This window comes from Pseudoxanthomonas sp. G3 (genome assembly GCF_057654715.1).
The window spans coordinates 2,543,716-2,568,564 of record NZ_CM172805.1 but is presented as its reverse complement, the minus strand read 5'-3'; the positions used below and the strand labels follow the sequence as shown (position 1 = coordinate 2,568,564).

Sequence of the window (24,849 nt, the reverse complement as noted above, 5' to 3'; positions counted from 1 at the left end):
GGCAACGGCGGGCGAAAGCCCGCCGTTGCTGCGTTATGCTCGCTGGCATGTCCCTCCCTCACGTAGCGTGCGCCATGCGCACGATCGCCGAATCCGCCGCTCGCCTTGCACGGTACGGTCGTGATGCCGCCTCGACCGCCGCAGTGGGATCGACGCACGGGCTCGAACACCACGAGGTCATGCGGGCAGCGCACGCTACGTGGAGCACCGCATGTTGAGCGTCAGCGTGGTGGTGCTGGCTGGGTTGCTATGGCTGGGTGTGCTGTTCGGCTCGGCGCTGTATGCCGAGCGCCATCCGCGCGTGCTGGCGGTCCAATGGCCCTACATCTACGCCTTGTCGCTCGCGGTCTACTGCACCTCGTGGACGTTCTTCGGCACGGTGACGCAAGCGGCGCGCTACGGCTGGCCGCTGCCGCCGACGTTCGTGGGCACCATCCTGCTGTATGTGTTCGGCGCCTTCCTGCTGGTGAAGCTGGTACGGATGGCGCACGAATCCAACGCCACCTCGCTGGCCGACCTGATCGCCACGCGCCTGGGCAAGGACGGATGGCTGGCGGCGACCATCACCCTGATCGCCGCGCTGGGCCTGATCCCGTACATCGCGCTGCAGTTGAAGGCCGTGGCGATGAGCTTCGCACTGCTCACGCGTTCGCCCGGCAACGACGCGCTACCCGCCTGGCAGGACAGTGCGCTGTACGTGGCGCTGGCGATGGCGGTGTTCGCGATGCTGTTCGGCACCCGTCGCGCCAGTGCAGTGGAGCACAACCGCGGGCTGGTACTCGCGATGGCCTTCGAATCGCTGTTCAAGCTGGCGGCGATGCTCGCGCTGGGCCTGTTCGTCTGGTGGGGCTTGCCGGACCTGCCCCACGTGGCACCCGTGCAGGCGTCCCCGTCCGCCACCTACGGTTTCATGCCGCTGGTGGCCTTGGGCGTGCTGGCGATGTTCACCCTGCCGCACCAGGTGCATGTGGGCGTGGTGGAGTGCCGCGACGAGCGGCATGTGCGCACCGCACGCTGGCTGTTCCCGCTGTACATGGTGCTGATGGCGGCGCCGCTGCTGCCGCTGGCGCGCGCCGGCGGCGCGATGTTCGGCGATGCGGTGCCATCCGATCTCTATGTGCTGGCGCTGCCGCTCTCCCAGGGGCAGCAGGGGCTGGCGCTGCTGGCTTTCCTCGGCGGCCTGAGCGCGGCCACCGGCATGGTGGTGGTGAGCACGCTTACGCTGAGCCTGATGATAGGCAACCACTGGCTGGCGCCGGGCCTGCTGCGTGGCGGCTGGCTGCGCGGTACCGGCGGCGACCTGCGCGGTGCGGTACTCGCCCAGCGGCGCATCGGCATCGTCGCGGTAATGCTGCTGGCGTGGGCGTATAGCCGTCTGGTCGCCGGCAACGACGCGCTGGCCGACGTCGGCGCGGTGTCGTTTTCGGCATTGGCCACGCTGGCGCCGGCGCTGGGATTCGCGATCTGGCGCCCGCAGACGCCACCACGCGCGGTCATCGCCGGAATCTTCGTGGGCTTCCTGGTATGGGGTTGGCTGTTGCTGCTGCCGGTGACGATGGATGCGCGTGGGCTGGCGCCTGCGTGGCTGCAGGAAGGCCCGTTCGGCATCGCCGGCCTGTCGCCCGACGGCTTCTTCGGCCTGACCGGCTGGAGCCGATTGGGTCGCGCGGTCGGCGTCAGCCTGTTCCTCGGCACGGCAGTAACGCTGCTCGTGATGGGCTGGCGCGGCACGACACCGCGCAGGCTCGACAGTCGCGGTTTCGATGCGAAAACGCTGCGTGATGCCGGCCGTCGCTTCCTGCCGCGCGAACGCGTGGAGGAACTGCTCGCCGACGCCCCGCGGAGCGGACCAGTGCCGGGCGTGATCGAGGCGCGACTGGAACGCGAACTGTCCGCGGTCCTGGGTTCCGCCTCCGCACGCTTGCTGCTGGACGCTGCCAGGCGCGAGAGCGGCGACCTGGAAACCGTGGCCGCCATCGTCGGCGAGGTCTCGCAGGACCTGCGCTTCAACCAGCAGGTGCTGGAGGCCGCCCTGCAGAACATGAGCCAGGGCATCAGCGTGATCGACCGCGAGCAACGGCTGGTGGCATGGAACCGGCGCTACCGGGAGATGTTCGGCTTTCCCGCCGAGCTGCTGCAGGTCGGGCGCCCGATCGCCGAACTCACGCGCTGGGCACTCGCGCGCATGCCGCAGCGCGGCCACGACGAGCGCGCGCTGGAGCGGCGCCTGGCCTTCATGCGCGCAGGTACGCCGCACCTGACCGAGCGCGTGTTCCCCGACGGCAGCATCGTCGAGATTCGCGGCAATCCGATGCCGGGCGGCGGGTTCGTGGCCACGTACACCGACGTGACCGCATCGCGCCAGGCCGAACGCGAACTCAAGCAGGCGAACGAGACATTGGAACAGCGGGTCGCCGAGCGCACCGCGCTACTGGAAACCGCCAAGCGCGAGGCTGAGCACGCGAACGATGCCAAGAGCCGCTTCCTGACCGCCATCGGCCACGACCTGCTGCAGCCGCTGCATGCGGCGCAGCTGTTCACCGATGCGCTGTCGCAGCAGCTGTCCGAAGCACGCCAGCGCGACACCGCGCTGCAGGTGCGCGGCGCGTTGGACTCCACCACCGACCTGCTGACAGGCCTGCTGGACATGTCGCGGCTCGAAGCCGGCGGCCTGCTGCCGGAGCCTCGCGACCTGCCGCTGATGGAAGTACTGGAACCACTGGCGTCCGAGTTCCGCGTGCTGGCGAACGAACGGGGTCTTTCGTTCGACATCGTGCCGACCCGCGCCTGGGTGCACACGGACCCTCAGCTGCTGCGCCGAATCCTGCAGAACTTCCTCGCCAACGCGGTGCGTTACACCGCGCGCGGCGGCGTGCTGCTGGGCGTGCGCCGGCGGGGCGATCGCCTGCGCGTTGAAGTGTGGGATACCGGGCCTGGCATCGCCGAGGCCGAGCAGCAGCGGATCTTCGAGGAGTTCCGTCGTGGCGACGACGTCCCGGGGCAGGGTCTCGGTCTGGGCCTGTCGATCGCCGATCGCATCGCCGCGCTGCTCGATGCGCCCTTGTCGCTGCGTAGCCGGCTGGGACAGGGCGCCGTGTTCGCGGTGGAATTGGTGCGCGTGGCCACGCCCGCGCCGGCGCCGGTGTCCTTCGGCAAGCCGGGTCTCGCCGGTCGTCACGTGTTGGCCGTCGACAACGATCCGGCAGCGTTGTCCGCGCTGCGACAGGTGTTGGAGGGCTGGGGCTGCAGTGTGGCCGCCGCGGTGGGAAGCGCAGGCGCGGAGGCGGCGCTGTGTGAGCGTTCGGCAGACCTGTGGCTATTCGACTTCCATCTGGACGATGGCGATACCGGTGTGGCACTGGCCGAACGCCTGCGGAGCGCGCACGGCGCCCGGCCCTGCCTGATCCTCACCGCCGACCAGACCGAGGCCGTGCGCCGCGCGGTGCGCGATGCCGACCTCCCGCTGCTCGCCAAGCCGGTGCGGCCGCTGGCGCTGAAATCGGTGCTGGACCGATTGTTGGCCGCGCGGGTCTCTGATGTGGGAGCGACGTAAGTCGCGATCTCGGGTTTGCCAGCGGCCCATCGCGACTTACGTCGCGCCCACAGCAGCAATCGCTAGAATGCGCGCCTGGATTCCGGAGTTCGCGCATGCCCTACACCCCCATCGTCGCCACCCTCGGCTACGTGCTCTCGCCCGATCGTTCGCAGGTGCTGCTGATCCACCGCAACGCGCGCCCCGACGACCAGCACTTGGGCAAGTACAACGGCCTGGGCGGCAAGATCGAGCGCGACGAGGACGTGGTGGCCGGCATGCGCCGCGAGATCCACGAGGAGGCCGGCATCGTCTGCGACGCGATGACGCTGCGCGGGACGATCAGCTGGCCGGGCTTCGGCAAGCACGGCGAGGACTGGCTGGGCTTCGTCTTCGTGATCACCGCGTACAGCGGTACTCCGTACGAGACCAATCCCGAAGGCACGCTGGAGTGGGTACCGGTGGAGAAGATCCTGGACTTGCCGCTCTGGGACGGCGACCGCCACTTCCTGCCCCTGGTGTTCGACGACGACCCGCGCGGCTTCCACGGCGTGATGCCGTACCACGAGGGCCGCATGGTCTCGTGGGACTACTCTCGGATCTGAGGCCGGGCTGCCCGACCCTGTAGGAGCGACGTCAGTCGCGACCGGAATCCAAATGGGCACTGCACCATGGATCAGCGCTGATTCCCAAGACGCATGTTCCTCCTCGTTCCGGTCATCCATCTGAGTACAGGAGGCCAGGGTCCACGGTCGCGACTGACGTCGCTCCTACAGAGGGCGTCGCGTGTTCCACGTCCCTGCTTGTCCACATTCCCTGTGGAATGACATTGGGGAAACCATGTGGATAACCGCGTCGGCGCCTTGTGCCGCGGGCCTGTCAAGATATGTGGTGAATTTTTGACCAGTGCGTGACCGGTGGGTTTCGGGGTTGTCCACACCGCATGTGGATGGTCTGTCGACCAACATGTGGATAAGCATCGGCGCGCGTTGTGGCGCAACGCTGTCAAGGCGTGTGGCTAAATTATGACCAGTGCCGGTGTCGGCCGTGCCGGTGTCGGCCGTGCCGGCGGATTGTTTCACGCGATAAGCCGTCATCCCGGCCTGAGCCGGGATGACGGCGCTGTCGTCCCAGCGAATGCTGGGACCCATCTTGCTTTGCTACTGATACCTCAGCGCGGGCAGCGGCAGGAGCAAAGTGGATCCCAGCTTTCGCTGGGATGACGTTCAGAAGGGGGATGAGGTTCCGAAGGGGGGATGAGGCTCCTAACGGCAATAAAGTTTCGTCATCCCGCGAAAGCCGGGACCCAGCGACTTGGATCCCCGTCATGCGTGCAAGCGAAAGGCACTGGGTCCCGGCCTGCGCCGGGATGACAATGCCGTCGTCCCAGCGAACGCTGGGACCCATCTTGCTTTGTTCCCGATACCCCAGCGCAGGCAACGACAGCAGCAAAGTGGATCCCAGCTTTCGCTGGGATGACATTCCGAAGGAGGATGAAGTTCTGAAGGGGAGTAATGCTCCGTCATCCCGGCGAAAGCCGGGACCCAGCGACTTGGACACCCGTCATGCGTGCAAGCGAAAGGCACTGGGTCCCGGCCTGCGCCGGGATGACAATACCGTCGTCCCAGCGAACGCTGGGACCCATCTTGCTTTGCTGCTGATACCCCAGCGCAGGCAACGGCAGGAGCAAAGTGGATCCCAGCTTTCGCTGGGATGACGTTCCGAAGGGGGATGAGGTTCCAAGGGAAATAAAGTTCTGTCGTCCCAGCGAATGCTGGGACCCATCTTGCTTTTGCAGTGAGCAGATGCCGATGCGGTTTGCGCCGTGCTCAGCCCTCGATCTGCCGCGCCGGATCTGCCAGTTCCAGTTCGCGCAGCACCACGCCGGCCTGCGTGCGGTTGCGCACGCCGAGGCGGTCGAAGATGGCGGACAGGTGCGCTTTGACGGTTCGCTCTTGAACGTCCAGGCGGTCGGCGATCTGCTTGTTCAACAGGCCCTGCGCGACCAGCGTCAGCACGCGGAACTGTTGTGGCGAGAGGCTGGCCAGGCGACCGGCCAGTTCGGTGTCGTGTTCCGAGGATTGCGCGCGCGCCACCGCGGCGCGAAGTGAGGCCGGCAGCCATTGCTCGCAGGCGAGCACGCTGCGGATGGCATCGCGCAGCTCGTCCAGTCCGGAGCTTTTCGGCAGGTAGCCGGCCGCGCCGTGATCGAGTGCGCGCCGCACCACGCGCGGATCGTCGTTGGCCGATACCACCACCACCGCGACCGCCGGGAACTGCGCGCGGATCGCCGCCAATCCCGCGAGCCCATGATTGCCCGGCATGTGCAGGTCCAGCAGCACCAGGTCGATGTCGTCGTGCGCTTCCAGCGTGGCGATCACGCCGTCCAGCGACTCGGCCTCGCGCACCGTCAGTTGCGCCACGGCATCGACGGCCGCGCCACGCAGGGCGGCACGGAACAGCGGATGGTCGTCGGCGATCAGGAGGTTGGGCATGGGGGCAGGAGTGAGCGGAGAGGAGTGAGTAAGGTGTGGGCTTTCGCTCGCTTCTCACTCCTCTTCACTCCCGGCTCGCTTCATTGCACGGTCCAGCCGCCGTCCACCACGATCGTTTGCCCCGTGATGTTGCGCGCGGCCGGCGAGGTGAGGAAGGCGGTGATGCCCGCCAGTTCGTCCAGGCCGATGAACACGCCCTTCGGCATCGGCTTCAGCATCACCTGGCTGACCACGTCGGCCTCGGAGATGCCGCGCGTGCGTGCCTGGTCGGCGATCTGCTTGTCCACCAGCGGCGTCTTCACGTAGCTGGGGCAGACCGTGTTGATGGTGATGTCGGTGTCGGCGGTTTCCAGCGCCAGCACCTTGGAGAAACCCACCAGGCCGTGCTTGGCCGCCACATAGGCGCTCTTGTACGGGCTCGCCACCAGCGCGTGGATGCTGCCGATGTTGACGATGCGGCCGAAGCCGCGCTCGCGCATGCCGGGCAGCACCGCGCGCGTCAGGCGGGCCACGCCGACCAGCATGACCTGGACGAGGAAATCCCACTTCTCGATCGGGAAATCTTCCAGCGGCGAAACATGCTGCAGGCCGGCGTTGTTGACCAGCACGTCGATGGGTCGCGAGATCGTCGCCAGCGCCGCGTCGATGCTGTCCTGCGAGGTGACGTCCAGCGCCACGGCTTCGGCGGAGCCGCCTGCGGTACGGATCTGCGTGGCGACCGCTTCGGCGGCCTCGAGGTTCAGGTCGCTGACGATGACGTGGCGGCCGGCTTCGGCCAGCTGCGCGGCGATGCCGGCGCCGATGCCGCTGGCGGCGCCGGTGATGAGGAGGGTGTGGGTGGGTTGCATGGGGGAGCTCCTGCGTGTCATCGCTAGGGTAGCAGGCAGGCGCGCGCGGTTCGTGGTACCAAAGTACGATGACGGCGCTTCCTGCGGAGGGTAGTTTCGTGGCATTGACCGGAACCCTGGACGCTTTCCACGCATGAACGCGAACACGCGCATTACCCGTGGCGTCCTGCTGGGCGCGGTGCTTCTCGCCGCCTGTAGCAGTACGCCCCCCAAGCCCGAAGCGGTGGCCCACATGATCCAGCCCCAGCACACCACCGAGCACCGCGGCAGCGACGACCTGCTCACCGCCGGCCTGGGGCTCGACGGCCTGCGTGCGATGGCGGCGCCGGCGTTCGCCGATCCGGCGCACCCCACCGCCGCCGAGTTGCGCCGCCGCGCGATCTGGGCGAACTGGCGCGGCATCGCCGACCTGTCACCGACCGGGGGCTACGGCCAGGCCTATGGCAGCGTGGCCAGCATTCCCGGCCGCGAGTATTCCGCGCTGGCGAAAGTCCCCGGCGCCACCCAGCCGCACCGCGTGCTGGTGCAGGTGCCGGACAGCTTCGATGCGACGAAGCGCTGCATCGTGGTCACCGCCTCGTCGGGTTCGCGGGGCATCTACGGTGCGATCGCCGTCGCCGCGCCTTGGGCGTTGCCGAAGGGCTGTGCGGTCGCCTACACCGACAAGGGCGCGGGCACGGATTACTTCGATCTCGACGAACAGCAGGGCGCGCGCGAGGACGGCACCGTTGGCGCATTGGGCACGGATGCGCTGGCCTTCGTGCCCGATGCGCCGGTCGGCGCCAGCGGCGTGGCAGTGAAGCACGCGCATTCCAAGGACAATCCGGAAGCGGATTGGGGCCGTCACGTGAAGCAGGCGGCCGAGTTCGCGCTGGCCGCGCTGGACCAGGCGTTCCCGCAGGCAGCGCCGTTCCGTTTCGACAATACGCGTGTCATCGCGGTCGGCATCTCGAACGGCGGCGGCGCCGTGCTTCGCGCCAGCGAGGAAGAGGGCGGCTGGCTGGATGCCGTCGTCGCCGGTGAGCCCAACATCTACGCCGCGGACGCGACGGGTGCGCGCTCGTTGTACGACTACACCACCGAGGCGGCGCTGCTGATGCCGTGCGCGTTGCTGGACCTGCCGGCGGAGACGCTGCCGCAGCCGCCGCTGCGCGCGCAGGTGGAACCGTTGTGGACGGCACGCTGCGCCACGCTGAAGGCGGCAGGACTCGTCAGCGGAGGCGATGCGAAAGCGCAGGCAGCGTCGGCGCATGCACAGTTGAAAGCGAATGGCTGGACCGACGAGGCGCTGGTGGCCGGCGCGCTGAGCGTGGGCTTCGATCTGTGGCGTGCGGTGGCGGTGACGTACGCCTCAGCCTATGGCCGTTACGGTGTGGGTGAACATCCGTGCGGGTTCGCATTCTCGGCGCAGAACCCGGACTTCAGCGCACGCACGGCAAGCGCCGCCGAGCGCGCCGCGTGGTGGTCCGACGGCAGCGGCATTCCGCCGGGGGCCGGCGTGGGCATCGTGGACACGAAGCTAGCGCCGCCGGACTTCACCCTGCCGGGGCTGCAGTGCCTGCGGGCGCTGCAGACGGGCACGAGCGACGAGGCGCGCCGGGTGCAGGCCGGCATCGCGCAGACCGCCGCGCGCTACCCGCGGACGCGCCGGCCGGTGGTGGTGATCCATGGCCTGGACGACGGGTTGGTGCCGCCCGCATTTTCCAGTGCGCCTTATGTGGACGCCGCGCGTGCCGCGAATCCCGACGTGCGCTACTGGCAAGTACGCCACGCGCAGCATTTCGATGGGTTCCTCGCATTGCCGGCCTACGGCGCGCGCTATGTGCCGCTACTGCCCTATGTCTACGCCGCGCTCGACCAGGTCGATGCCACGCTCGATGGCCGCCGCGAGTTGCCGGCCAATGCGTTGATCAGCGCGCAGCCGCGGGGCACGGGTAGCGTGGAAACGAGCCAGTTTGCGATTCCGAGGTAGGGGATGACGGTTGTGGGAGCGACGTAAGTCGCGATTGGGCGAAGTCCAGAAGGCAGGGCGTGCCCGTCGTCCTGATTCATCCCCGGATGTCTGGCATCTTTTCGCGACTTACGTCGCTCCCGCAACAGGGGATCACGCCCCCACGACGGTTTCACCCGGTTCGGCTTACCCTGTAGGCCGTTCCTGGTCACGCGTGCCGCCATGTCCCGACACTTCTCGATGATCCGCGACTTCCAGCTGGCCGACTGGTTCACGCTGGGCAACGCGTTCTGCGGTACCGGCGCGATCTTCGCGGCGATGCGCTTCCTGCAGGAGGGCATCCTGCGCGACCTGATGATCGGCATGGCGCTGATCCCGCTGGCTTTCATCTTCGACGCCCTCGACGGTCGGGTGGCCCGGTGGCGCAAGCAGGCGTCGGTGCTGGGGCGGGAACTGGACTCGCTGGCGGACGTGATCTCCTTCGGCGTGGCCCCGGCGGCGCTGGCCTATGCCTGCGGCATGCAGGGCGGCTGGGACTGGCTGGTGCTGTCGTACTTCGTCGCCTGCGGCGTCAGCCGGCTCGCGCGCTACAACGTCACCGCCGAAACGCTCGCCGACGGGGGCGACAAGGTGAAGTATTTCGAGGGCACGCCGATCCCCACCAGCCTGCTGCTCGTGGTGCTGCTGGCCATCGCGGCCTATCTTGGCCACGTGGGGCCGCAGCTGTGGCTGGGGGCGTTGAAGCTGGGACCGTGGCTGCTGCATCCGCTGGTGCTGCTGTATGCGGTGTCGGGCACGCTGATGATCAGCAAGACCCTGCGCATTCCGAAGCCGTGAGCTGTGAGGTGACGGCGCGTCATGCACGTGCCGCCGGCCGCGGCTAGAATCGGTCGGGAAGGGAGGGCACATGGCAAATTCCGTTCCACCGTGGCCGGGCGATTTCGAATCGGTAGCCCAGCAGTACTGGAGTCTCTGGGGCGATGCCCTGCGGCAGGCCGGCGCAACGCCGACCATGTCCATGCCCGGCGCCGTGCCGGGCTGGCAGCAGACGGTCGACTGGTGGTCGAAGCTGGTGCCCGGCGGGCAGGCGCAGGTGGACGAGGCCGTGGGCCGCTTCCAGCGGCAGGCGAGCCAGTGGTTCGGCCAGATGCAGCAGGTCTCCGCGCAGTTCACCGGCCGCGACCACGACGCCACCGACATCGGGCGTGCCTGGCGCTCTGCGCTCGGCATGGCCGAGCCTGCGCCCGCCCACAACCCGTTCGCCGACATCTTCCGCCACATGCAGGGTGGTGCGCATGGCCTGGATGGCTGGATGCAGCAGATGCGCCCGTGGTTGGACAATCTGCAACGGGATGGCGACCGCTGGCTGCACCTGCCGACCTTCGGCCTCGCACGCGAGCACCAGGAGCGCTGGCAGCACCTGGCGCAGGCCTACCAGGACTACCAGCATCGTGTCGGCGAGTACGACCAGTTGATGTTGAAGGTGGCGCAGGACGCGTTCGTGCGCTTCGAACGCAAGCTGGAAGAACACGCCGAGCCCGGCCGCCAGTTGCAGAACGCGCGCGCGCTGTTCGACCTGTGGATCGACGCGGCCGAGGAGGCCTACGCGCAGGTCGCGATGTCGGACGATTTCCGCCACGTCTATGGCGGCCTCGCCAACGCGCAGGCCCGCCTGCGGCTGGGCGTCCAGCGCGAGGTGGAGCAGGTCTGCGCGCTGTTCGGCATGCCGACCCGCACCGAGGTGGACTCCGCGCATCGCAAGATCGTCGAACTGGAGCGCGCGCTGCGGAAGCTGACGCGTGCGCAGGCGGCGCCCGCGCGGCGCGCACCTGCAGCGCGTGCCACGGCGCAGCCTGTCGACGTGCCAGAAGAAACGTCGGCCCCGGCGCCGGTGGAAGCGAAACCCGCGAAGGCGCCCGCACCGACGAAGCGCAAGGTCGCAAAAAAGCGTGCCCCGACCCGTCGCAAGCCGGCACCGCCGAAGGCTGCGCCCAAGCCGCGTGCGGCGGCCAAGAAGACCGCCGCCAAGAAGCGCGCGCGACGCGCGGTCGCCGCCGTCGCGCCGGCCGTGACCAAGCAGGAGCGCGTGCCTGCGCCAACCAAGGCTGCCCCGCGCAAGCCGGCGAAGGCGGCGAAATCCACCGCCAAGTCGGTGAAGAAGCCGCCGGTGTCGAAGGCGACGAAGAAGCCGCCGGCACCTGCCGCGAAGCCAGCGTCGGTCGTGTCGATGAAGGACTGGGTGGCGCGCAATGCCGCGCGCGCGGCGACGGCCGAGCCGCCCAAGGCCGCCAAGAAGGCGAAGCGGGGTAAAGGCAAGTGAACGGACCGCTCAACTTCACCGCCGAAGCGCTGGCCCAGGAAGCCACGACGCTGACGCAGAAACTGTCCGCCGGCCTGCATACCTTGCCGGAGGTGGAGGATGTGCACTACGGCGCCACCCAGAAGCAGGAAGTCTGGCGCGACGGCAAGGTCGTGCTGTACCGCTTCGTCGGCGAGAAGGCGCCGACGGCGAAGGTCCCGCTGCTGATCGTCTATGCGCTGGTCAACCGTCCGTACATGGTGGATCTTCAGCACGACCGCTCGCTGGTGAAGGGCCTGCTGGCGCAGGGTGAGGACGTCTACGTCATCGACTGGGGGTACCCGGACCGCTCCGACCGCTTCCTCGAACTCGACGACTACATCAATCGCTTCATCGACGGCGCGGTGGACCACCTGCGCGACAGCAGCGGCCGCGATGCGGTCAACGTGCTGGGCATCTGCCAGGGCGGCGCGTTTTCGCTGTGCTATGCCTCGCTGCATCCTGAGAAGGTCAAGAACCTCATCACCATGGTCACGCCGGTGGATTTCCACACACCGGACAACATGCTGTCGCACTGGACGCGCGAGCTTGACGTGGACCTGTTCGTCGAAGCGCTGGGCAACGTGCCCGCCGACATGATGAACGCGTGCTACCTGATGCTGAAGCCATTCCGGCTGAACCTGCAGAAGTACGTGGGCCTGGTCGACATCCTCGACGACAAGCGCGCGATCGAAGATTTCCTGCGGATGGAGAAGTGGATCTTCGACTCGCCGGACCTCGCTGGCGAGGCCTTCAAGCAGTTCATCACCCAGTTCTACCAGCGCAACGGCTTCATCAAGGGCGGCATCCGGATCGGCGACGAGACCGTGGACCTGGGCTTCGTCGACATGCCGGTGCTGAACATCTATGCCGAACAGGATCATCTGGTGCCGCCGGATGCGTCGCGCGCGCTGAAGGACGTGGTGGGTACGGCGGACTACACCGAGTTGAGCTTCAAGGGCGGACATATCGGCATTTATGTCTCCAGCCGCGCCCAGCGTGAAGTACCCACGGCGATCCATCACTGGCTCGGCCAGCGCACACGATGAGCCCGACGATGCGTGGCATCCTGGTCCTGCTGGCGGTGCTGTTGCCGGACGCCGCGCAGGCCGCGCCGTCCGCGGCTGCCCAACGCGAGATCCAGGGGTTGATGGATGCCCTGTCGGCGTCGTCGTGCGAGTTCCAACGCAATGGCACATGGCATGGCCGCGACGAGGCACGCAAGCACCTGCAACGCAAGTACGACTACCTGCTGAAGCGCAATCTGGCCGATACCGCCGAGCAGTTCATCGAACGCGCCGCCAGCAAGAGCAGCATCAGCGGACGCGCCTATCAGGTGCGCTGTCCGGGCCAGCCGGTGCAGCCGGCGGCCAGCTGGTTCAGGACGAAACTCGACGCATTGCGCGGTTCAGCCGCATCGGCGCGCTGACGCGCTAGACTGGCTGGGGACAACCGTGGGGAGTTGCTGATGACTGCTGCATCCAAGCCGTTTGCCAGGTCATTGAACGACCGCATGATCGCGGGCGTGATGGGCGGCATCGCCCACCGCTATGGATGGAGCGCCACGTTGCTGCGGGTGATCTTCGTGATCGTCTCCATCGCGTCCGCGGCGTTCCCCGGCATCCTCGTCTACCTGATCCTCTGGCTGCTGATGCCGAACGAGCAGGACTGATGCCATGGCGCCCGCGGGGCTGTGGGTCGCTCGCGTGCTTGGCGTCGTGTGGGCGGTGCCCAACACCCTGATCGGCGTGCTCGCCGGCGTCGCCGGCATGGCCTTCGGCGCGCGCATGGAATGGAGCGGTCGCGATTTCGCCCTTGTCTTCCATCGCTGGCCCTGGGGACCCGGCGGAGCGATCACCTTCGGCAACACCATCCTCCACACCGGCGACACGCTGGAATCGGAATGCATCACCTACGAGCATCGCGCCGGCCGGACGCAGCACCCGCGTATCCGCCTGGGCGACCATGAGCGGGCGCATGTCTACCAGTACATGGTGCTGGGGCCGCTGTTCCTGCCGGTCTATCTTTTGTGCGGTGGCGTCAGCGTGCGCAATCCGTTCGAGCGCGCCGCTGATCGCTATGCGCTGACGGGCAAGGGCTGGTGGCCGGGCTGACCGACGAGCGGCATGCGGTCTTTCACTGCCTGCCCACGCCGACGCGCGTAGCGTCTGCATCGTCCGAAGCCCGCAAAGAACCCGTTCGATGCGGATCGGCAAGGAGGGCCCAGCCACCCGGGACGCACCCGACGTGACCGGGCCTTCTCATGTCGTTCATCCGCCGTGCGCGCTGCGTGTGCGGGCGGTCTTCTTCCCAGCGGCTCTCTTGGTGGTTTTCCGCGCCGTCTTGCGGGGCGCGGATTTTTTTGCGGTCTTGCGGGCCGTCTTTTTCGTGGCTTTCCGCACGGCCTTCTTGGCGGTCTTGCCAGCGGTTTTCTTGGTCGCCGTCTTCTTGGCAGCCTTCTTCGTCGCTTTCTTGGCCGCTTTCGTGGGCGCCTTCTTTGCGGTCTTCTTGGCCGTCTTGCGGCCCGCGCCGGACCGCTTGCCGCCTCCGTCCTGCTGATTGACGGTGGCCCACGCGATGCGTTCGGCAACCTCGCGTGGACGGCCCTGTTCCACTTCGCTTTCTTCGATGTGTTCGGCCTGGCGCTTCTGTTTGTCCGTGTAAGCGGACTTGTCTCCACGGGGCATGGTGTCGTCTCCTGCGGTGGACGTCCCGGCAGGGTGACGCGCGGGGGATGACGCGGATGTCAACGTCGCGCGGTCAGGGCGAACGTTCGAACGAGAACAGCGGCCACAATGCGTGCCGCTGTCGTCGCAGCCGTGCGCTCAGCAGGTCGGCGCCGAGTACGCTGTAGGTAATGCCGTTGCCGCCGTAGGCCATCGCGAAGTGGACGCGCGGTCCCCATTGCGGGTGAGCGCCGAAGAACGGCAGGCCGTCGGCCGTCTCTGCGAACGTGCCGGCCCATGAAAACGCCGGGGTGACGTCCAGGCCGGGGAACAGGCGGTGCAGGCGCTTCACCAGCGTGCGGGCCTTCTTCTGCACACGCGCATCACGTCGCGCGGGAATGTCGACGGCGTCGTCCTCGCCCCCCAGAAGCAGGCGTCCATCGGCCGTACTGCGTGCGTAGAGGTAGGGGCGTGCGGTCTCCCACAGCAGCGTGTCCCGCAGGAAGCCCAGGCGCTCGGCGGGGAGGGGATCGGTGATCAGGGCATAGCTGCTGCGGTTGCGTGCGACCCGTCGCTGCAGCCAGTGCTGGCTGGCATAGCCGGCGGCGAGCACCACGTGCCTGGCACGCACGCACGCGCCGGAGGCGGTCCGCAACGCGACGCCCCGGGGGGTCGTCTTGAGGTCGACCACACAGGTGCGATCGAAGATGCCGGCCCCCTGGCGCTGCAGGCGTGCGAGCAGGCGATACGTCAGCCGGTACGGATCCACGCGCGCCGCCTGCGTGCTGAGCAGGGCGGCCGGGGCGTCGAACCCGTAATCGTCGCGGATGCGCGCGCTGTCGAGAAGCGTCACCGCCAGCCCATGGCGCCGCCGCGCCTCGTACTCGTCCTTCATCGCAGCCACGTCGCGACGGCGACTCGCGTAATACAGGCTGTCGTTGCGCGCGAATTCCACGTCGCGCCAGGGCGACGCGATGTCTCCCAGCATCTCGATGGCCTGCGCGCAGGCGCGGTAGGCGAGGGCGGCGTCGGCTTCGCCGTAACGGCGCGCGAGGTCCACAAGGTGGGTATCGATCTCGTATTGCAGCAGGGCGGTGCTGGCTGCCGTGCTGCCCCAGCCGATGTCGCGCTGCTCCAACACGGCGACGTCGAATCCCTCGGCCGCCAACCGGTCGGCGACCAGAGCGCCGGTGATGCCGCCCCCCACGATCGCAACATCGCAACGATGGTCGGCCTGCAACGCCGGGAATGCGTGCATCAGCCCGTTCTTGACCGCCCAGTAGGGGTAGCCGCTCTTGAGATCCATGCCCTGCCCATGTAACGCGATGCCCCATGCTGGCATCAGGGCGCGCAGGCGCAGGTGAAGGAGACGCTGACCCGCGCCGCACGCTCAGCGCGGCAGGGTGCCCTGCAGGAACAGCTCCACGGCGGCCAGGGCCTGTGCTTCCAGCGTATCCACGTCCGGCAGTTGGGTACTGCCCGCGGCCAGGCGCACGATCTGGTCGCCGAACAGGCTCATGTAGAACTGCGCGGCGGCCGCCTTGGGCGAAGCCAGCTGCATGCGGCCGGCAGCCACCTGTTGTTCGAAGTAGTCGGCCAGGGTGGCACGGATGGACGCCACGGCGTGATCGAAGAACCAGTCGCGCAGTGCCGGGAAGGATTGGCCCTCGCCGATCACGATGCGATAGACCACCTGCGAGTCGGTGCGGGCCATCAACTGCGCCATGCGGATGGCAACGCGGCGCAGCGCCTGTTCGGGTGGCAGCTCGGTCAGGTTGAGGTCGCGGAGCAGGTGGGTATGCATGTCCAGCCGGCGCTCGAGGATGGCGCTGGCCAGGCCCTCCTTGTCGCCGAAGATCCGGTACAGGGTGGCCAGCGAGCCGCCGGCGCGGGCAACAATCTCGCTCAGGCGCGCATGCTGGTAGCCCTTCTCGGCGAACACCTCGGTGGCAGCGTCGAGGAATTTCTCCGCGCGGATCTCGCCGCGCCGGCACAGTTCGACCTGCGGGCGCGGGCGCAGCGGTGAATCGCCGGCGGGGTGCGTGTCGGTGAAAACGTTTTCCAGATATTCGGAGGAAATGCTCACGGGAAGTCCCTGCGCGACCGGGTGTCGACGTTTCCGCAGCCTAGCAAAAGGGCGCATGACTGTGGCAATCCCATGACACGATTCGAGCGGTGGGCCGGGGGTATTTTCGGCCGCCGCGAGAGGCCTTACAGATAGCTTGTCAGCGTGGGCGGGGCCTGCCAGCGGTCGTGCGCACCGTCGACGTAGGTGATCGGTGCGGCGGCGAGTTCTTCGGGTGTGGCGTCCTCCAGGCAACCCAGGTTGACGCCATAGATGCGCTCGCCCTCCGGAACGTTGTTGCCGATGCCGAACGGACGCACACCGCAGGTGCGGCAGAAGTGATGCGAGTTGCGCAGGGTGTTGAAACGGTACTCGGTCAACGCCTCCTCACCGGCGAGCAGGCGGAACCGGTCCGGGGTGACGATGGCCGGCCAGAAGCGGTTGCGCCGGCAGACCGAGCAGTTGCAGCGGTACGTCGGCCGGGTCAGGTCGATGTCCGCCTCGAAGCGGACCGCACCGCAGTGGCAGCGGCCGGTATAGGTCTTCAGCATGGGGCCTCCTGTGCCGATATCGCTCCCGGGGTGTAGGGGTTCCCCCGCTGGTCCGGGTCGTCGCCCGGGAGAATACTGGACCCCAGCCCGCCGGAGACATGCATGCTGAGGACCCTCGACGTCGCCGACCTGCGCCCCGGGATGTTCGTCCAGAAGCTGGTCGGGCCGTGGATGCAGCATCCGTTCTGGCGGACCTCGTTCCTGCTGGACGAGACGCGGCTGTCCGAACTGCAGGACAGCGGGGTCGAGCAGGTGATCGTGGATCTGGCACGCAGCGAGGTCGAGGTCGAGCTGGACACGGAGGGGGCCGACGGCATCGCGGAGCCGGCGACCCTCTCGGCCCCGCCTGCAGCCGATCCGGTGCTCGAGCGCCGCCGCGTGGTCGTGCCCGACGGCAATGCGGGTCTCGGCGCCGAACTCGCCCGGGCCCGCCGGATCTGCGACGACGGCCGCGAGGCGGTGGAGGCGATGTTCCGGGAGGTGAGGCTGGGGCAGGGCGTGGACGCCCAGCACGTGCTGCCGCTGCTGGACGAAATCACCGGCTCGGTCGAACGCCATCCGACCGCGCTGGTCAGCGTGGCCCGGCTGAAGGACGCCGACGACTACACCTACCTGCACTCGGTCGCCGTGGGCGCGCTGATGGCGATGCTGGCGCGCCAGTTGGAGCTGCACGAAGACCAGGTGCGCGAAGCCGCCCTGGGCGGCCTGCTGCACGACATGGGCAAGGCCTTGCTGCCCCAGGACGTGCTCAACAAGCCCGGCAAGCTGACCGAAGAGGAATTCGCCATCGTCCGTCAGCACCCCGTGCATGGCGAACGTCTGTTGCGCGAGGGCGGAATCGCCCAGGAGGCGATCCTGCACATCGCCCGCCACCACCACGAAAAATTCAACGGCGCGGGCTATCCGCAGCGGCTCTCCGGCGCCGAACTGCCGTTGCTGACACGGATGAGCGCGATCTGCGACGTGTACGACGCCATCACCTCCAACCGTCCGTACAAGGCCGGCTGGGATCCGGCCGAGTCGCTGCGCCGCATGGCCAGCTGGCAGGGCCACTTCGACCAGACGCTGCTGAAAGCCTTCGTGCGCAGCGTGGGCATCTATCCCATCGGCGCCCTCGTGCGTCTGTCCAGCGACCGCCTGGCGGTGGTGGTCGAACAGAATCCGGCCACCCTGCTGGCCCCGCGCGTGCGCGTGTTCTATTCGACCAAGTCGCGCACCCATCTGCTCATGACGGACGTCGACCTGGCCACCGCCGGCGACCGCGAGCGCATCGTCAGCGTCGAGTCCCCGGCCAGCTGGGGTTTCCGCGAACTCGAGAAACTCTGGCTGCCCTGATCCACCGCCGGAATGTCGATTCCCGCCGCCGTCGCGCGTCGCTGGAGCAGTTCCCATGCCTCAGGAGGCAGACCATGCGGTTCCTTTCGATGATCCGGGTCGACGAGACCACCGGCCAGCAACCCAGCGAACGCCTGATGACCGAGATGATGGCACTGATCGGCGAGATGTCCGCCGCCGGCGTGCTGCTCGACACCGCCGGGCTGATGCCCAGTGCGCAGGGCGCGCGCGTGCGCTCGCGCTTCGGCGAGATCCGGGTGACCGATGGCCCGTTCACCGAGGCCAAGGAGGTCATCGGCGGCTTCGCCATCCTCAAGGCCGATTCGCTGGAGGACGCGATCGCCCATACGCGCCGCTTCCTGCAGGTGCACGGGGATGAGTGGGACATCGAGTGCGAGGTGCGCGCCATCGAAGAAGCGCCCGACGGCGGCATGTCCGGCGGCTGAAAGACGACGGCGGTCGACCAACTTCCGGCACGTGGACGCGGCGGGTGCTTGCGCCAGCATGGCCCGCCCGCCGCGTCATTCCCGTGACCGGGCAGACCCGAAGGCCATCCCCCGAACAAACGCGAAGGAGTTCCGCATGTCGTTGCTTTCCCTGGTCATGGCGGCGGCCGCTGCCGCGACGCCGGCCCCCACCGCCGATGCCGCTACCCTGGCCGCGATCGAGGCTACCTGCCTGGACTACATCGATGGCCAGCTCGAAGGCGACCCGGCGCGGGTGTCGCGCGCGCTGCATCCGGACCTGGCCAAGCGCGCCGTGGTCGGCGACACGCCTTACGAGCGGCTGGGCCTGCGCCGGATGTCGAAGGACGAACTGGTGGAGCTGACCCGCCAGGGCGTATTGAAGACGCCGAAGGAGCAGTGGAACCGGAGCTGCCGCGTCCTCGATGTCACCGCCGAGACCGCCGCGGTGCGCCTGGAAACACCGTGGTTCGTCGATCATTTCCACATGGGCCGCTTCGACGGTCGCTGGGTGATCGTCAACGCGCTGTGGCACAGCAAGCCGCGCTGATGCCGCCTATCGCGGCGTTGCGTCGGCCGCCTTGCGGAACAGGGCCGCGCACAGCAGCCACACCGCGACATACGCGGCGGTGAAACCCAGCAGGAATCCGCGCGGTGCCTGCACCGTGGTCCCAAGCGCCAACCCGGCTGCCACGACCTGCAGGCCCGCCATCACGACCAGGGTGACGGCCATGCCGCGGGGCTGCCGGCGGGCGAGCAGGGCGCCCGCGATGCCGGCCAGTGGGATCGCCATGAAGGCCAGGTTCGCCGGGTGTGCGGGTTCGCCGACGATCCCGACGGCCAGGTTCGCCCACACCAGCAGGAACGCGGCGCCCAGCGCGATCACGCTCGCGACGAGATACGCCGGCGCCCGCGCCGCGCGCCGCGATCTCGAAAGCGACGCAGCCGGTGAGCAACATGGCGCCGAACAGGGCGAAGTCCGATCCCGTCCAGGCCACGTCGGACGTGAACCGCATCGCCACCCAGGGGGCGATCAACAGCGCAACGGCGCCGCCCCAGGCGAGGGGGCGCAGCCGGCGGATCCAGTGGGTCGTGGTGGAGGGAAGCGGCATGCTCGCCATCGTCAAGTTCCGTCAGCCTGCAGGAGTGCAGGCCTAGCGTCCATGCCGGGCGTGGGCGGGCGAGAGGCCGTGTGTGAAGCCAGTGCGAAGTCGCGGCGCGTCAGGGCGCGGGCGGGGCAGGCCGATGGCCGTAGCTCAGCACCCGGGTGATCTGCCAACGACCTTCCTGCTCGCGCCAGACCATGGTGAAGTCGGCCATGCCACCGCAGTCGTTGCCGCCGGTCGTGCAGAACGTGTGTTCGCCCTGCGCGATCGTGCCGTAGCCGCGGATCGGATACACCTTCAGCGAGCCCGGCACCAGGCGACGCTGGTACTTGCCGCAGACGTTCTCGCGCGTGCGGCCGATCATCTCTTCGCGCGTCCAGGTGACGCCGCCGTTGTCGTGATAGAACTCCACCGCCGCATCGAAGTAGTCCGCATGGCGCGCCAGCTGCGCCGGGTCCTCGCAGTGGTTGAACGCATCGAACACGGCCGCATCCAGTGCGGCCACCGTGCGCGTCAGGTCGTCCTGCGAACGTTCGGCCGGTGCCGCGGCGCCGGTGCGGCCAGCGAAGGCCAACAGCACGAGGCCCACCAGCGTGGGCATCGCGCGCTTCAACACCAGCGTCCGTGGAGTGCGCATGGCGGTCATGCCGGCGTGGCCGCCAAGCGCGGGCGCGCACCCAACAGGCGCGCCGGCAGCATCAGCAGCGCATGTAGGAAGGCGAACAACGCGGAGAACGTGACGCCCACCAACCGGAAGGGCAGCGACACCAGCCACACCACTGGCCACAGCACCAGCACCAGCAGGGCCAGCGGCCAGCACAGCACGAACAGGATGCACCAGGCGACAAGCGCGACGAGGGTCTTCATGAAGGCTCCTTGGGCGGGCGCCGACAACCGGCACACCCGGATCCTCGCGCCGCGTCGCCGCTGCGGACAACCGGCTTGCGACGAAACGGCCCTCATGGCGATGGAAGCTGGTTCAGTCGGGCTGAAGCGGATGCGCCACGCGGACCGCGCCGGTCAGTCGCGCAGGCCGAACGTCAGGCAGCTGCTGCCGTGCCACTGGATCTCGAGCGGCTCACCCGCGTCGGCAAGCACTTCGTCCGATGGATCCTTGCCACTGCCGAGGTTGAGTTGACGATCGGGCTGCTTGATGACGCCGAGCGTGACCACCAGCCGGCTGCCCGCCGCCAGCTTGCGCCCGAGCAGGCGCGTGTCCTTCACGACCAGGCGATGCGGCGCGCCGGGCTGCAACAGGCGGCGCTTGCGGCGATTCTCGCCGTAGCTCGCACGCTGCAGCCACCAGGCGAGGTCGAGGTACTGGCCTTCGGCGCTCAGTTCGTACACACCGATCGCCAGGTCCACGTCGTGCTTGTTGACGGTGAAATCCAGCACCCCGCCGAAAGGACCGGCGAGTTCCATGTCTTGCGCCTGTGGCTCGCCCACGAAGGCCAGACCCAACGTCGGGTCCAAGCGGGTGTTGACCACTTGCTGGGGCGGTGTCCATCCGGCGTCACTGCGATCGCCGAAATCCACGCGCTGGCGGGCAACGACCCCGGCTCGCGGCTGCGCCGACAGCGTGTAGACATCCGGCGATGCGCCCGGGGCCAGGCACAACGCCTGCGTGCGCGTGGCCATGGAGTCCAGCGTGTCCGCGTGACGCCAGGCATCGGTGCCCATGGCCTGCCAGTTCACGCGTCCTGCCAGCAGCTCCGGTTTCGGCGAGCCCTTCAATACATGGTCGAACCACGCCAACCGCAGCGCCTGCAGGTTGATGCGCGCGGCGGCATCCGGCACATAGCCTTGCACGTTCGGCGGTACGCCCGTCTGCATGGTGATGTGTTCGTAAGGCCCGATCACCAGCGTGTGGTCGGCGTCCGGGCGGTGTCGAAGATGCTCGCGCAGATAATGCAGCACGCCGGCCTGTCCGCCATCGAAGTAACCCGTCGTGGCGAGCACCGGAATATCGATGCCTGCATAGTCCTCGCCCTGCGGGATCATCGCCTGCCAGTAGCCGTCGTAGGCGGGATGGCGCAGCCATTCGGCGAAGACCGGGTTCGCACTGCCATCGAGGGCGGATCGCTCGCGGTACGCTCGACCGCTGGCGTAGGCGTCATGGTCTAGCTTCGCCCAACGCGCGCTGTCGCCGTAGCGCGCATCGTCCAGCCAGCGGCTGCTCGCGGTGTACAGCGGCCACGGGTACATGAAATTGAGGAAGACGCTGCCTTCCATCGGGATGTCGATGCCGGGCGCCGCCGACGCCGACGTGGCGATCGCCTTCAGCGCGGGCGGTCGGTACTTCGCCGCGGCCCACTGCGCGAAGCTGTTGTAGCTGCCGCCGAACATGCCCACCTGGCCATCGCTCCACGCCTGCGCGGCGATCCAGGCGATCACCGCGGCCGCATCGCGGCCGTCGTGGACGAAGGGGGCGATCGCGTCGGGGCTGCGGCCCTTGCCACGGCTGTAAGCGACCGCGCCGGCGTAGCCGTGCGCGGCCATCGTCTTGGCATCGCCCCATGCCACGTCATCATTGGCGTAGATGGTGAACTGGAGCAGCGTGGGCAGCGGCGGTGCTTTCGCCGGACGCACGATGAGGGCGGCGATCCGCGCGCCCTCAGGCGTGGTCAGCAGGGCGTCGCGATCGATGACGTAGCGACGCGCATCGTCCTCCTGCAGCGCGCCGGCGAACAGGGGCTGGAATGCGGCATAGGCCGCGTACACCTGATAGGCGCGGACCAGGTCGATGGCCTCGGGCAGTGGCAGCCGTGACCGGCCCGCAACCTTGGCCAAGGCCGCATCAAGCTCGCCCCGTACCCGAGCAAGCGACGTGCCGAACGAGAACTCCGCCTGCAATGCCGTCCGGTCGTCCAGTGAGCCAAAACGCTCGGCGAAGACCTGTCGCCACGCCTGCGCGTACGCCATCCCATGCTGCGCCTGCACCGTCTTAGCGCGCGCGTGGATCTCGTATTGCAGGAACTGCGGAGGTTGCGACGGGGCATCGCCACGCAGCGTCCGCAATGCCAGGATGCTGTCGACCGCCTGCGCGTACTGGCCGGCGACGAGCTGCAGGCGGAACCGTGTCGCGAAGTCGCGCTGGGGATCCTCGTCGCGATAGACCGCCAGCGCATCGCGCGCCAGCGTGGTCATTGCCGCCTCGACCTGGCCGCCCTGCAGGCCTGCGGGGACGCGGAGATCCTTTGTCTGGGCGAAGGAGGGGAGGGCGAGTGCCGTCAGCAGGAATCCCAGCAGCAGTCTCATGTTGGTCCGGTCCGTGGAGGGCGCGGGAAGCTTTGCACGCAAGGCCGTGGCGGGGAAGAGCGATGCGACGAAACCGGGCCCGTCGGTGACGAAACGGGCACGTGGCGCGCTGGAGAGTGGTTGGCGGAACGGCAGAACAGACGACGGGCATTGCACCTGCTCGGCGGTACCGACGTCATCCTCCCCGAATGATCCGGAGCGCCTCGTCAGCGCGTGAGGTTGTGTTGCTGACAGGGCGCCAAGGCGGGAGAGGAAGCTTGCCCGATACCTCCTGCAGCGCGCGTGTCGACACCGCTCGCATCGCGCGTTGTTCGCTTTCGCCGAGCAACGTGGACAGGCGTGGGCCTTCATGGAATCTCATGATGATTCTCCTTCGAGCACGTCGGGAAAGGGAGACCGGGCCCGCGATCGCGGGCCCGGCGGCTGACATCAGATGACCTGTCCGCCCGATACTTCGATGCGCTGTGCGGTAACCCAGCGATTCTCGGGGCCGAGCAGGCCGGCGATCATCGGCCCGATGTCGTCGGGCACGCCGACGCGGCCCAGCGCGATCATCTCGGCGAAGACCTTGTTCAGGTCGGGCATGTCGCGCACGGCGCCGCCGAGGAAGTCGGTCTCGATCGCGCCGGGTGCCACCACGTTCGCGGTGATGCCGCGGCTGCCCAGTTCCTTGGCCAGATAGACGGTCAGGATCTCGATGGCACCCTTGGCCGCGGCGTAGGCCGAGAACCCCGGATACGACACGCGGGTCAGTCCCGTGGAGAGGTTGACGATGCGCCCGCCATCGGCGATCAGCGGCAACAGGGCCTGGGTGAGGAAGAAGACGCCCTTGAAATGCACGTTGATCAGATGGTCGAACTGCGCTTCGGTCGTCTCCGCGATCGTGGCCATTTCGCCGTGGCCGGCGTTGTTGACCAAGTGATCGAAGCTCGTGCGCTGCCAGGTAGAGACAAGAACGTCGCGCAGGCGATCCACGAAGCCCGGGAAGGTGGCCACATTGCCGACGTCGAGCGGGAGGGCGGCGGACTTGCGGCCCATGGCCAGGATCTCGGCGACGACGGCCTCGGCTTCGGCGGCGCGGGAATGGTAGGTGACGATGACGTCGCCGCCGCTGCGGGCCACGCTCAAGGCGGTGTTGCGGCCCAGGCCGCGGCTGGAACCGGTCACCAAAGTAATCGTGCTCATACTGAACTCCAGGTGGGTTGGGGAGTCAGTACTGTCCTGCGCAAGGCCCCGACGAAGTTGCGGGAAGCGGGGACATCTTTGCCTATTCCTGCGACCCGGCCGATACGATCGACCGGCGCCGGCGTCACGCCATCGTCTGGACCCGCGCCTGGGCGGATCGGATGTCGCGGGCCGGCGGTGCGCCGAACAGGCGTCCATACTCGCGCGTGAACTGCGGGACGCTTTCGTAGCCCACGGCATAGGCCGCGTTGCTGGACGATTTTCCTTCCGACAGCATCATCCTGCGGGCTTCGATCAGGCGCAGCTGCTTCTGGAACTGCAGTGGGGACAGCGATGTGACCGCGCGGAAATGCTGGTGGAACGTGGAGGCGCTCATGCCGGCCACCTCGGCCAGCTTCTCGATGCGCAGCGGCTGCGCATATTCCGAGCGGATGACGGCCACGGCCCGCGCCACCCGTTGCAGGCTGCCGTCCACCGCACCCAGGGTACGGATGGCGCCGCCGTGGCGGCCCGCCAGCAGCCAGTAATGGATCTCGCGCAGGTACTGGTCGCCCAGGATGCGCAAGGCGTTCGGCTGCTCCAGCAAGTGCAGCATGCGGCTGGCGGTGTCCGCCACTTCGCGGTCGGTCGGTTCGACCTGCAGCGTGTCGGACGGCGCCGTCGCGTGTGCGGTCACCTGGGTGACCAGACCTTCGATGAGGCTGGGTTCCAGATCGATCACCACCGAGTAATAGGGCGTGCCGGCGCTCGCGTGGGTGATCTGGCTGACGGTGGGAATGTCGGCCGTGATCAGCATCGAATCGCCGGCAGCCAGCTCGATCGTGCGGCTGCCCATCGAAACCCGCTTGCGCCCCTGCACGATCAGCGCCACCAGCGGGCGCGAAATGGCGTACTGCAATTCGCCTGGGTGCAGGGCGCGGATCACGGTGACGCCCTTCAACGGCGTGCGCGCAACGCCATCGGCGTCAGCGCGCAGGTCGGCAAAGCGCCGCACGGCGGCCAGCAGGGTCTCTGTCATGGGCCAAAGATAGCGCGGGCTGATCGGCCATTGGGGC

General features: G+C 68.1%; 25 protein-coding genes. 13 read left to right on the top strand and 12 right to left on the bottom strand.

Translation table 11 applies throughout. The features are described from left to right. Positions 1-211: 211 nt before the first annotated feature. On the top strand, positions 212-3,553 hold the full coding sequence (locus tag AC23D6_RS12165; protein WP_487749520.1) for a hybrid sensor histidine kinase/response regulator: 3,342 nt from the start codon (positions 212-214) through the stop codon (positions 3,551-3,553). A 95-nt stretch (positions 3,554-3,648) separates the two neighbouring features. Then, on the top strand, positions 3,649-4,137 hold the full coding sequence (locus AC23D6_RS12160; RefSeq protein ID WP_487749519.1) for an NUDIX hydrolase: 489 nt from the start codon (positions 3,649-3,651) through the stop codon (positions 4,135-4,137). A 1,224-nt stretch (positions 4,138-5,361) separates the two neighbouring features. On the opposite strand, the gene AC23D6_RS12155 is transcribed toward AC23D6_RS12160, so the two are convergent. Continuing rightward, a complete protein-coding gene (locus tag AC23D6_RS12155) occupies positions 5,362-6,027 on the bottom strand; it encodes a response regulator (RefSeq protein ID WP_487749518.1) in 666 nt (221 codons plus the stop codon). A gap of 80 nt (positions 6,028-6,107) precedes the next feature. Then, a complete protein-coding gene (locus tag AC23D6_RS12150; RefSeq protein WP_487749517.1) occupies positions 6,108-6,875 on the bottom strand; it encodes a 3-hydroxybutyrate dehydrogenase in 768 nt (255 codons plus the stop codon). A gap of 133 nt (positions 6,876-7,008) precedes the next feature. Here AC23D6_RS12150 and AC23D6_RS12145 point away from each other — a divergent pair, with 133 nt between their 5' ends. The 7 genes from AC23D6_RS12145 (at position 7,009) to AC23D6_RS12115 (ending at position 13,278) form a co-directional block, all read left to right on the top strand. After that, entirely contained in the window at positions 7,009-8,847 is a 1,839-nt protein-coding gene (locus AC23D6_RS12145) for a 3-hydroxybutyrate oligomer hydrolase family protein (protein WP_487749516.1), read from the top strand. 201 nt (positions 8,848-9,048) lie between these two features. After that, positions 9,049-9,663: a CDP-diacylglycerol--serine O-phosphatidyltransferase gene (gene pssA, locus AC23D6_RS12140; RefSeq protein ID WP_487749515.1), complete on the top strand. Its 615-nt coding sequence runs from the start codon at positions 9,049-9,051 to the stop codon at positions 9,661-9,663. Positions 9,664-9,733: 70 nt separating this feature from the next. After that, complete coding sequence (gene phaE / locus AC23D6_RS12135) at positions 9,734-11,146, top strand: class III poly(R)-hydroxyalkanoic acid synthase subunit PhaE (protein WP_487749514.1); 1,413 nt, start codon at positions 9,734-9,736, stop codon at positions 11,144-11,146. Then, positions 11,143-12,213 (top strand): class III poly(R)-hydroxyalkanoic acid synthase subunit PhaC, encoded by a 1,071-nt coding sequence (locus AC23D6_RS12130; RefSeq protein ID WP_487749513.1) that lies wholly within the window; start codon positions 11,143-11,145, stop codon positions 12,211-12,213. The genes phaE and AC23D6_RS12130 overlap by 4 nt, the downstream gene beginning before the upstream one ends. Positions 12,214-12,221: 8 nt before the next feature. After that, complete coding sequence (locus AC23D6_RS12125) at positions 12,222-12,593, top strand: YfeK family protein (RefSeq protein WP_487749512.1); 372 nt, start codon at positions 12,222-12,224, stop codon at positions 12,591-12,593. A 39-nt stretch (positions 12,594-12,632) separates the two neighbouring features. Beyond that, a complete protein-coding gene (locus AC23D6_RS12120; protein WP_487749511.1) occupies positions 12,633-12,836 on the top strand; it encodes a PspC domain-containing protein in 204 nt (67 codons plus the stop codon). Positions 12,837-12,840: 4 nt separating this feature from the next. After that, on the top strand, positions 12,841-13,278 hold the full coding sequence (locus AC23D6_RS12115; protein ID WP_487749510.1) for a hypothetical protein: 438 nt from the start codon (positions 12,841-12,843) through the stop codon (positions 13,276-13,278). A 156-nt stretch (positions 13,279-13,434) separates the two neighbouring features. Here the strand turns inward: AC23D6_RS12115 and AC23D6_RS12110 are convergent, their stop codons facing one another. The 4 genes from AC23D6_RS12110 to AC23D6_RS12095 form a co-directional block, all read right to left on the bottom strand. Continuing rightward, the gene (locus AC23D6_RS12110; protein WP_487749509.1) at positions 13,435-13,851 is read right to left on the bottom strand and encodes a hypothetical protein; all 417 of its coding nucleotides are present in this window, start codon (positions 13,849-13,851) and stop codon (positions 13,435-13,437) included. 73 nt (positions 13,852-13,924) lie between these two features. After that, entirely contained in the window at positions 13,925-15,136 is a 1,212-nt protein-coding gene (locus tag AC23D6_RS12105; protein ID WP_487749508.1) for an NAD(P)/FAD-dependent oxidoreductase, read from the bottom strand. Between the two features lie 84 nt (positions 15,137-15,220). Beyond that, a complete protein-coding gene (locus AC23D6_RS12100; RefSeq protein ID WP_487749507.1) occupies positions 15,221-15,916 on the bottom strand; it encodes a TetR/AcrR family transcriptional regulator in 696 nt (231 codons plus the stop codon). Positions 15,917-16,041: 125 nt separating this feature from the next. Beyond that, positions 16,042-16,446 (bottom strand): GFA family protein, encoded by a 405-nt coding sequence (locus tag AC23D6_RS12095; protein WP_487749506.1) that lies wholly within the window; start codon positions 16,444-16,446, stop codon positions 16,042-16,044. Positions 16,447-16,548: 102 nt separating this feature from the next. On the opposite strand from AC23D6_RS12095, the gene AC23D6_RS12090 reads away from it, so the two are divergent. The 3 genes from AC23D6_RS12090 to AC23D6_RS12080 all read left to right on the top strand — a co-directional run bounded on the left by AC23D6_RS12090 (position 16,549) and on the right by AC23D6_RS12080 (position 18,795). Then, positions 16,549-17,781: a cyclic di-GMP phosphodiesterase gene (locus AC23D6_RS12090; RefSeq protein WP_487749505.1), complete on the top strand. Its 1,233-nt coding sequence runs from the start codon at positions 16,549-16,551 to the stop codon at positions 17,779-17,781. A gap of 74 nt (positions 17,782-17,855) precedes the next feature. Further along, the gene (locus AC23D6_RS12085; RefSeq protein WP_487749504.1) at positions 17,856-18,227 is read left to right on the top strand and encodes a YciI family protein; all 372 of its coding nucleotides are present in this window, start codon (positions 17,856-17,858) and stop codon (positions 18,225-18,227) included. 136 nt (positions 18,228-18,363) lie between these two features. Beyond that, entirely contained in the window at positions 18,364-18,795 is a 432-nt protein-coding gene (locus tag AC23D6_RS12080; RefSeq protein WP_487749503.1) for a nuclear transport factor 2 family protein, read from the top strand. Positions 18,796-18,801: 6 nt separating this feature from the next. Here the strand turns inward: AC23D6_RS12080 and AC23D6_RS12075 are convergent, their stop codons facing one another. Further along, complete coding sequence (locus tag AC23D6_RS12075) at positions 18,802-19,131, bottom strand: hypothetical protein (RefSeq protein WP_487749502.1); 330 nt, start codon at positions 19,129-19,131, stop codon at positions 18,802-18,804. Between the two features lie 71 nt (positions 19,132-19,202). Between AC23D6_RS12075 and AC23D6_RS12070 the strand changes: the two genes are divergently transcribed. Next, complete coding sequence (locus AC23D6_RS12070; RefSeq protein WP_487749501.1) at positions 19,203-19,403, top strand: hypothetical protein; 201 nt, start codon at positions 19,203-19,205, stop codon at positions 19,401-19,403. Between the two features lie 63 nt (positions 19,404-19,466). Here the strand turns inward: AC23D6_RS12070 and AC23D6_RS12065 are convergent, their stop codons facing one another. From AC23D6_RS12065 to AC23D6_RS12045, 5 genes are all read right to left on the bottom strand, one after another. After that, entirely contained in the window at positions 19,467-19,988 is a 522-nt protein-coding gene (locus tag AC23D6_RS12065) for a nuclear transport factor 2 family protein (protein ID WP_487749500.1), read from the bottom strand. 5 nt (positions 19,989-19,993) lie between these two features. Continuing rightward, positions 19,994-20,218 (bottom strand): hypothetical protein, encoded by a 225-nt coding sequence (locus tag AC23D6_RS12060; protein ID WP_487749499.1) that lies wholly within the window; start codon positions 20,216-20,218, stop codon positions 19,994-19,996. Between the two features lie 153 nt (positions 20,219-20,371). Next, positions 20,372-22,609 (bottom strand): CocE/NonD family hydrolase, encoded by a 2,238-nt coding sequence (locus tag AC23D6_RS12055; RefSeq protein WP_487749498.1) that lies wholly within the window; start codon positions 22,607-22,609, stop codon positions 20,372-20,374. Positions 22,610-23,038: 429 nt separating this feature from the next. Next, positions 23,039-23,794 (bottom strand): SDR family oxidoreductase, encoded by a 756-nt coding sequence (locus AC23D6_RS12050; protein WP_487749497.1) that lies wholly within the window; start codon positions 23,792-23,794, stop codon positions 23,039-23,041. Between the two features lie 124 nt (positions 23,795-23,918). Next, the gene (locus AC23D6_RS12045) at positions 23,919-24,812 is read right to left on the bottom strand and encodes an AraC family transcriptional regulator (protein ID WP_487749496.1); all 894 of its coding nucleotides are present in this window, start codon (positions 24,810-24,812) and stop codon (positions 23,919-23,921) included. Positions 24,813-24,849: the final 37 nt, after the last annotated feature.

Coding starts and splice junctions, on each gene's coding strand:
- AC23D6_RS12165 (WP_487749520.1), top strand. CDS start 212: ATGTTGAGCGTCAGCGTGGTGGTGCTGGCTGGGTTGCTATGGCTGGGT.
- AC23D6_RS12160 (WP_487749519.1), top strand. CDS start 3,649: ATGCCCTACACCCCCATCGTCGCCACCCTCGGCTACGTGCTCTCGCCC.
- AC23D6_RS12155 (WP_487749518.1), bottom strand. CDS start 6,027: ATGCCCAACCTCCTGATCGCCGACGACCATCCGCTGTTCCGTGCCGCC.
- AC23D6_RS12150 (WP_487749517.1), bottom strand. CDS start 6,875: ATGCAACCCACCCACACCCTCCTCATCACCGGCGCCGCCAGCGGCATC.
- AC23D6_RS12145 (WP_487749516.1), top strand. CDS start 7,009: ATGAACGCGAACACGCGCATTACCCGTGGCGTCCTGCTGGGCGCGGTG.
- pssA (WP_487749515.1), top strand. CDS start 9,049: ATGTCCCGACACTTCTCGATGATCCGCGACTTCCAGCTGGCCGACTGG.
- phaE (WP_487749514.1), top strand. CDS start 9,734: ATGGCAAATTCCGTTCCACCGTGGCCGGGCGATTTCGAATCGGTAGCC.
- AC23D6_RS12125 (WP_487749512.1), top strand. CDS start 12,222: ATGCGTGGCATCCTGGTCCTGCTGGCGGTGCTGTTGCCGGACGCCGCG.
- AC23D6_RS12120 (WP_487749511.1), top strand. CDS start 12,633: ATGACTGCTGCATCCAAGCCGTTTGCCAGGTCATTGAACGACCGCATG.
- AC23D6_RS12115 (WP_487749510.1), top strand. CDS start 12,841: ATGGCGCCCGCGGGGCTGTGGGTCGCTCGCGTGCTTGGCGTCGTGTGG.
- AC23D6_RS12110 (WP_487749509.1), bottom strand. CDS start 13,851: ATGCCCCGTGGAGACAAGTCCGCTTACACGGACAAACAGAAGCGCCAG.
- AC23D6_RS12105 (WP_487749508.1), bottom strand. CDS start 15,136: ATGGATCTCAAGAGCGGCTACCCCTACTGGGCGGTCAAGAACGGGCTG.
- AC23D6_RS12095 (WP_487749506.1), bottom strand. CDS start 16,446: ATGCTGAAGACCTATACCGGCCGCTGCCACTGCGGTGCGGTCCGCTTC.
- AC23D6_RS12090 (WP_487749505.1), top strand. CDS start 16,549: ATGCTGAGGACCCTCGACGTCGCCGACCTGCGCCCCGGGATGTTCGTC.
- AC23D6_RS12085 (WP_487749504.1), top strand. CDS start 17,856: ATGCGGTTCCTTTCGATGATCCGGGTCGACGAGACCACCGGCCAGCAA.
- AC23D6_RS12080 (WP_487749503.1), top strand. CDS start 18,364: ATGTCGTTGCTTTCCCTGGTCATGGCGGCGGCCGCTGCCGCGACGCCG.
- AC23D6_RS12070 (WP_487749501.1), top strand. CDS start 19,203: ATGGCGCCGAACAGGGCGAAGTCCGATCCCGTCCAGGCCACGTCGGAC.
- AC23D6_RS12065 (WP_487749500.1), bottom strand. CDS start 19,988: ATGCGCACTCCACGGACGCTGGTGTTGAAGCGCGCGATGCCCACGCTG.
- AC23D6_RS12060 (WP_487749499.1), bottom strand. CDS start 20,218: ATGAAGACCCTCGTCGCGCTTGTCGCCTGGTGCATCCTGTTCGTGCTG.
- AC23D6_RS12055 (WP_487749498.1), bottom strand. CDS start 22,609: ATGAGACTGCTGCTGGGATTCCTGCTGACGGCACTCGCCCTCCCCTCC.
- AC23D6_RS12050 (WP_487749497.1), bottom strand. CDS start 23,794: ATGAGCACGATTACTTTGGTGACCGGTTCCAGCCGCGGCCTGGGCCGC.
- AC23D6_RS12045 (WP_487749496.1), bottom strand. CDS start 24,812: ATGACAGAGACCCTGCTGGCCGCCGTGCGGCGCTTTGCCGACCTGCGC.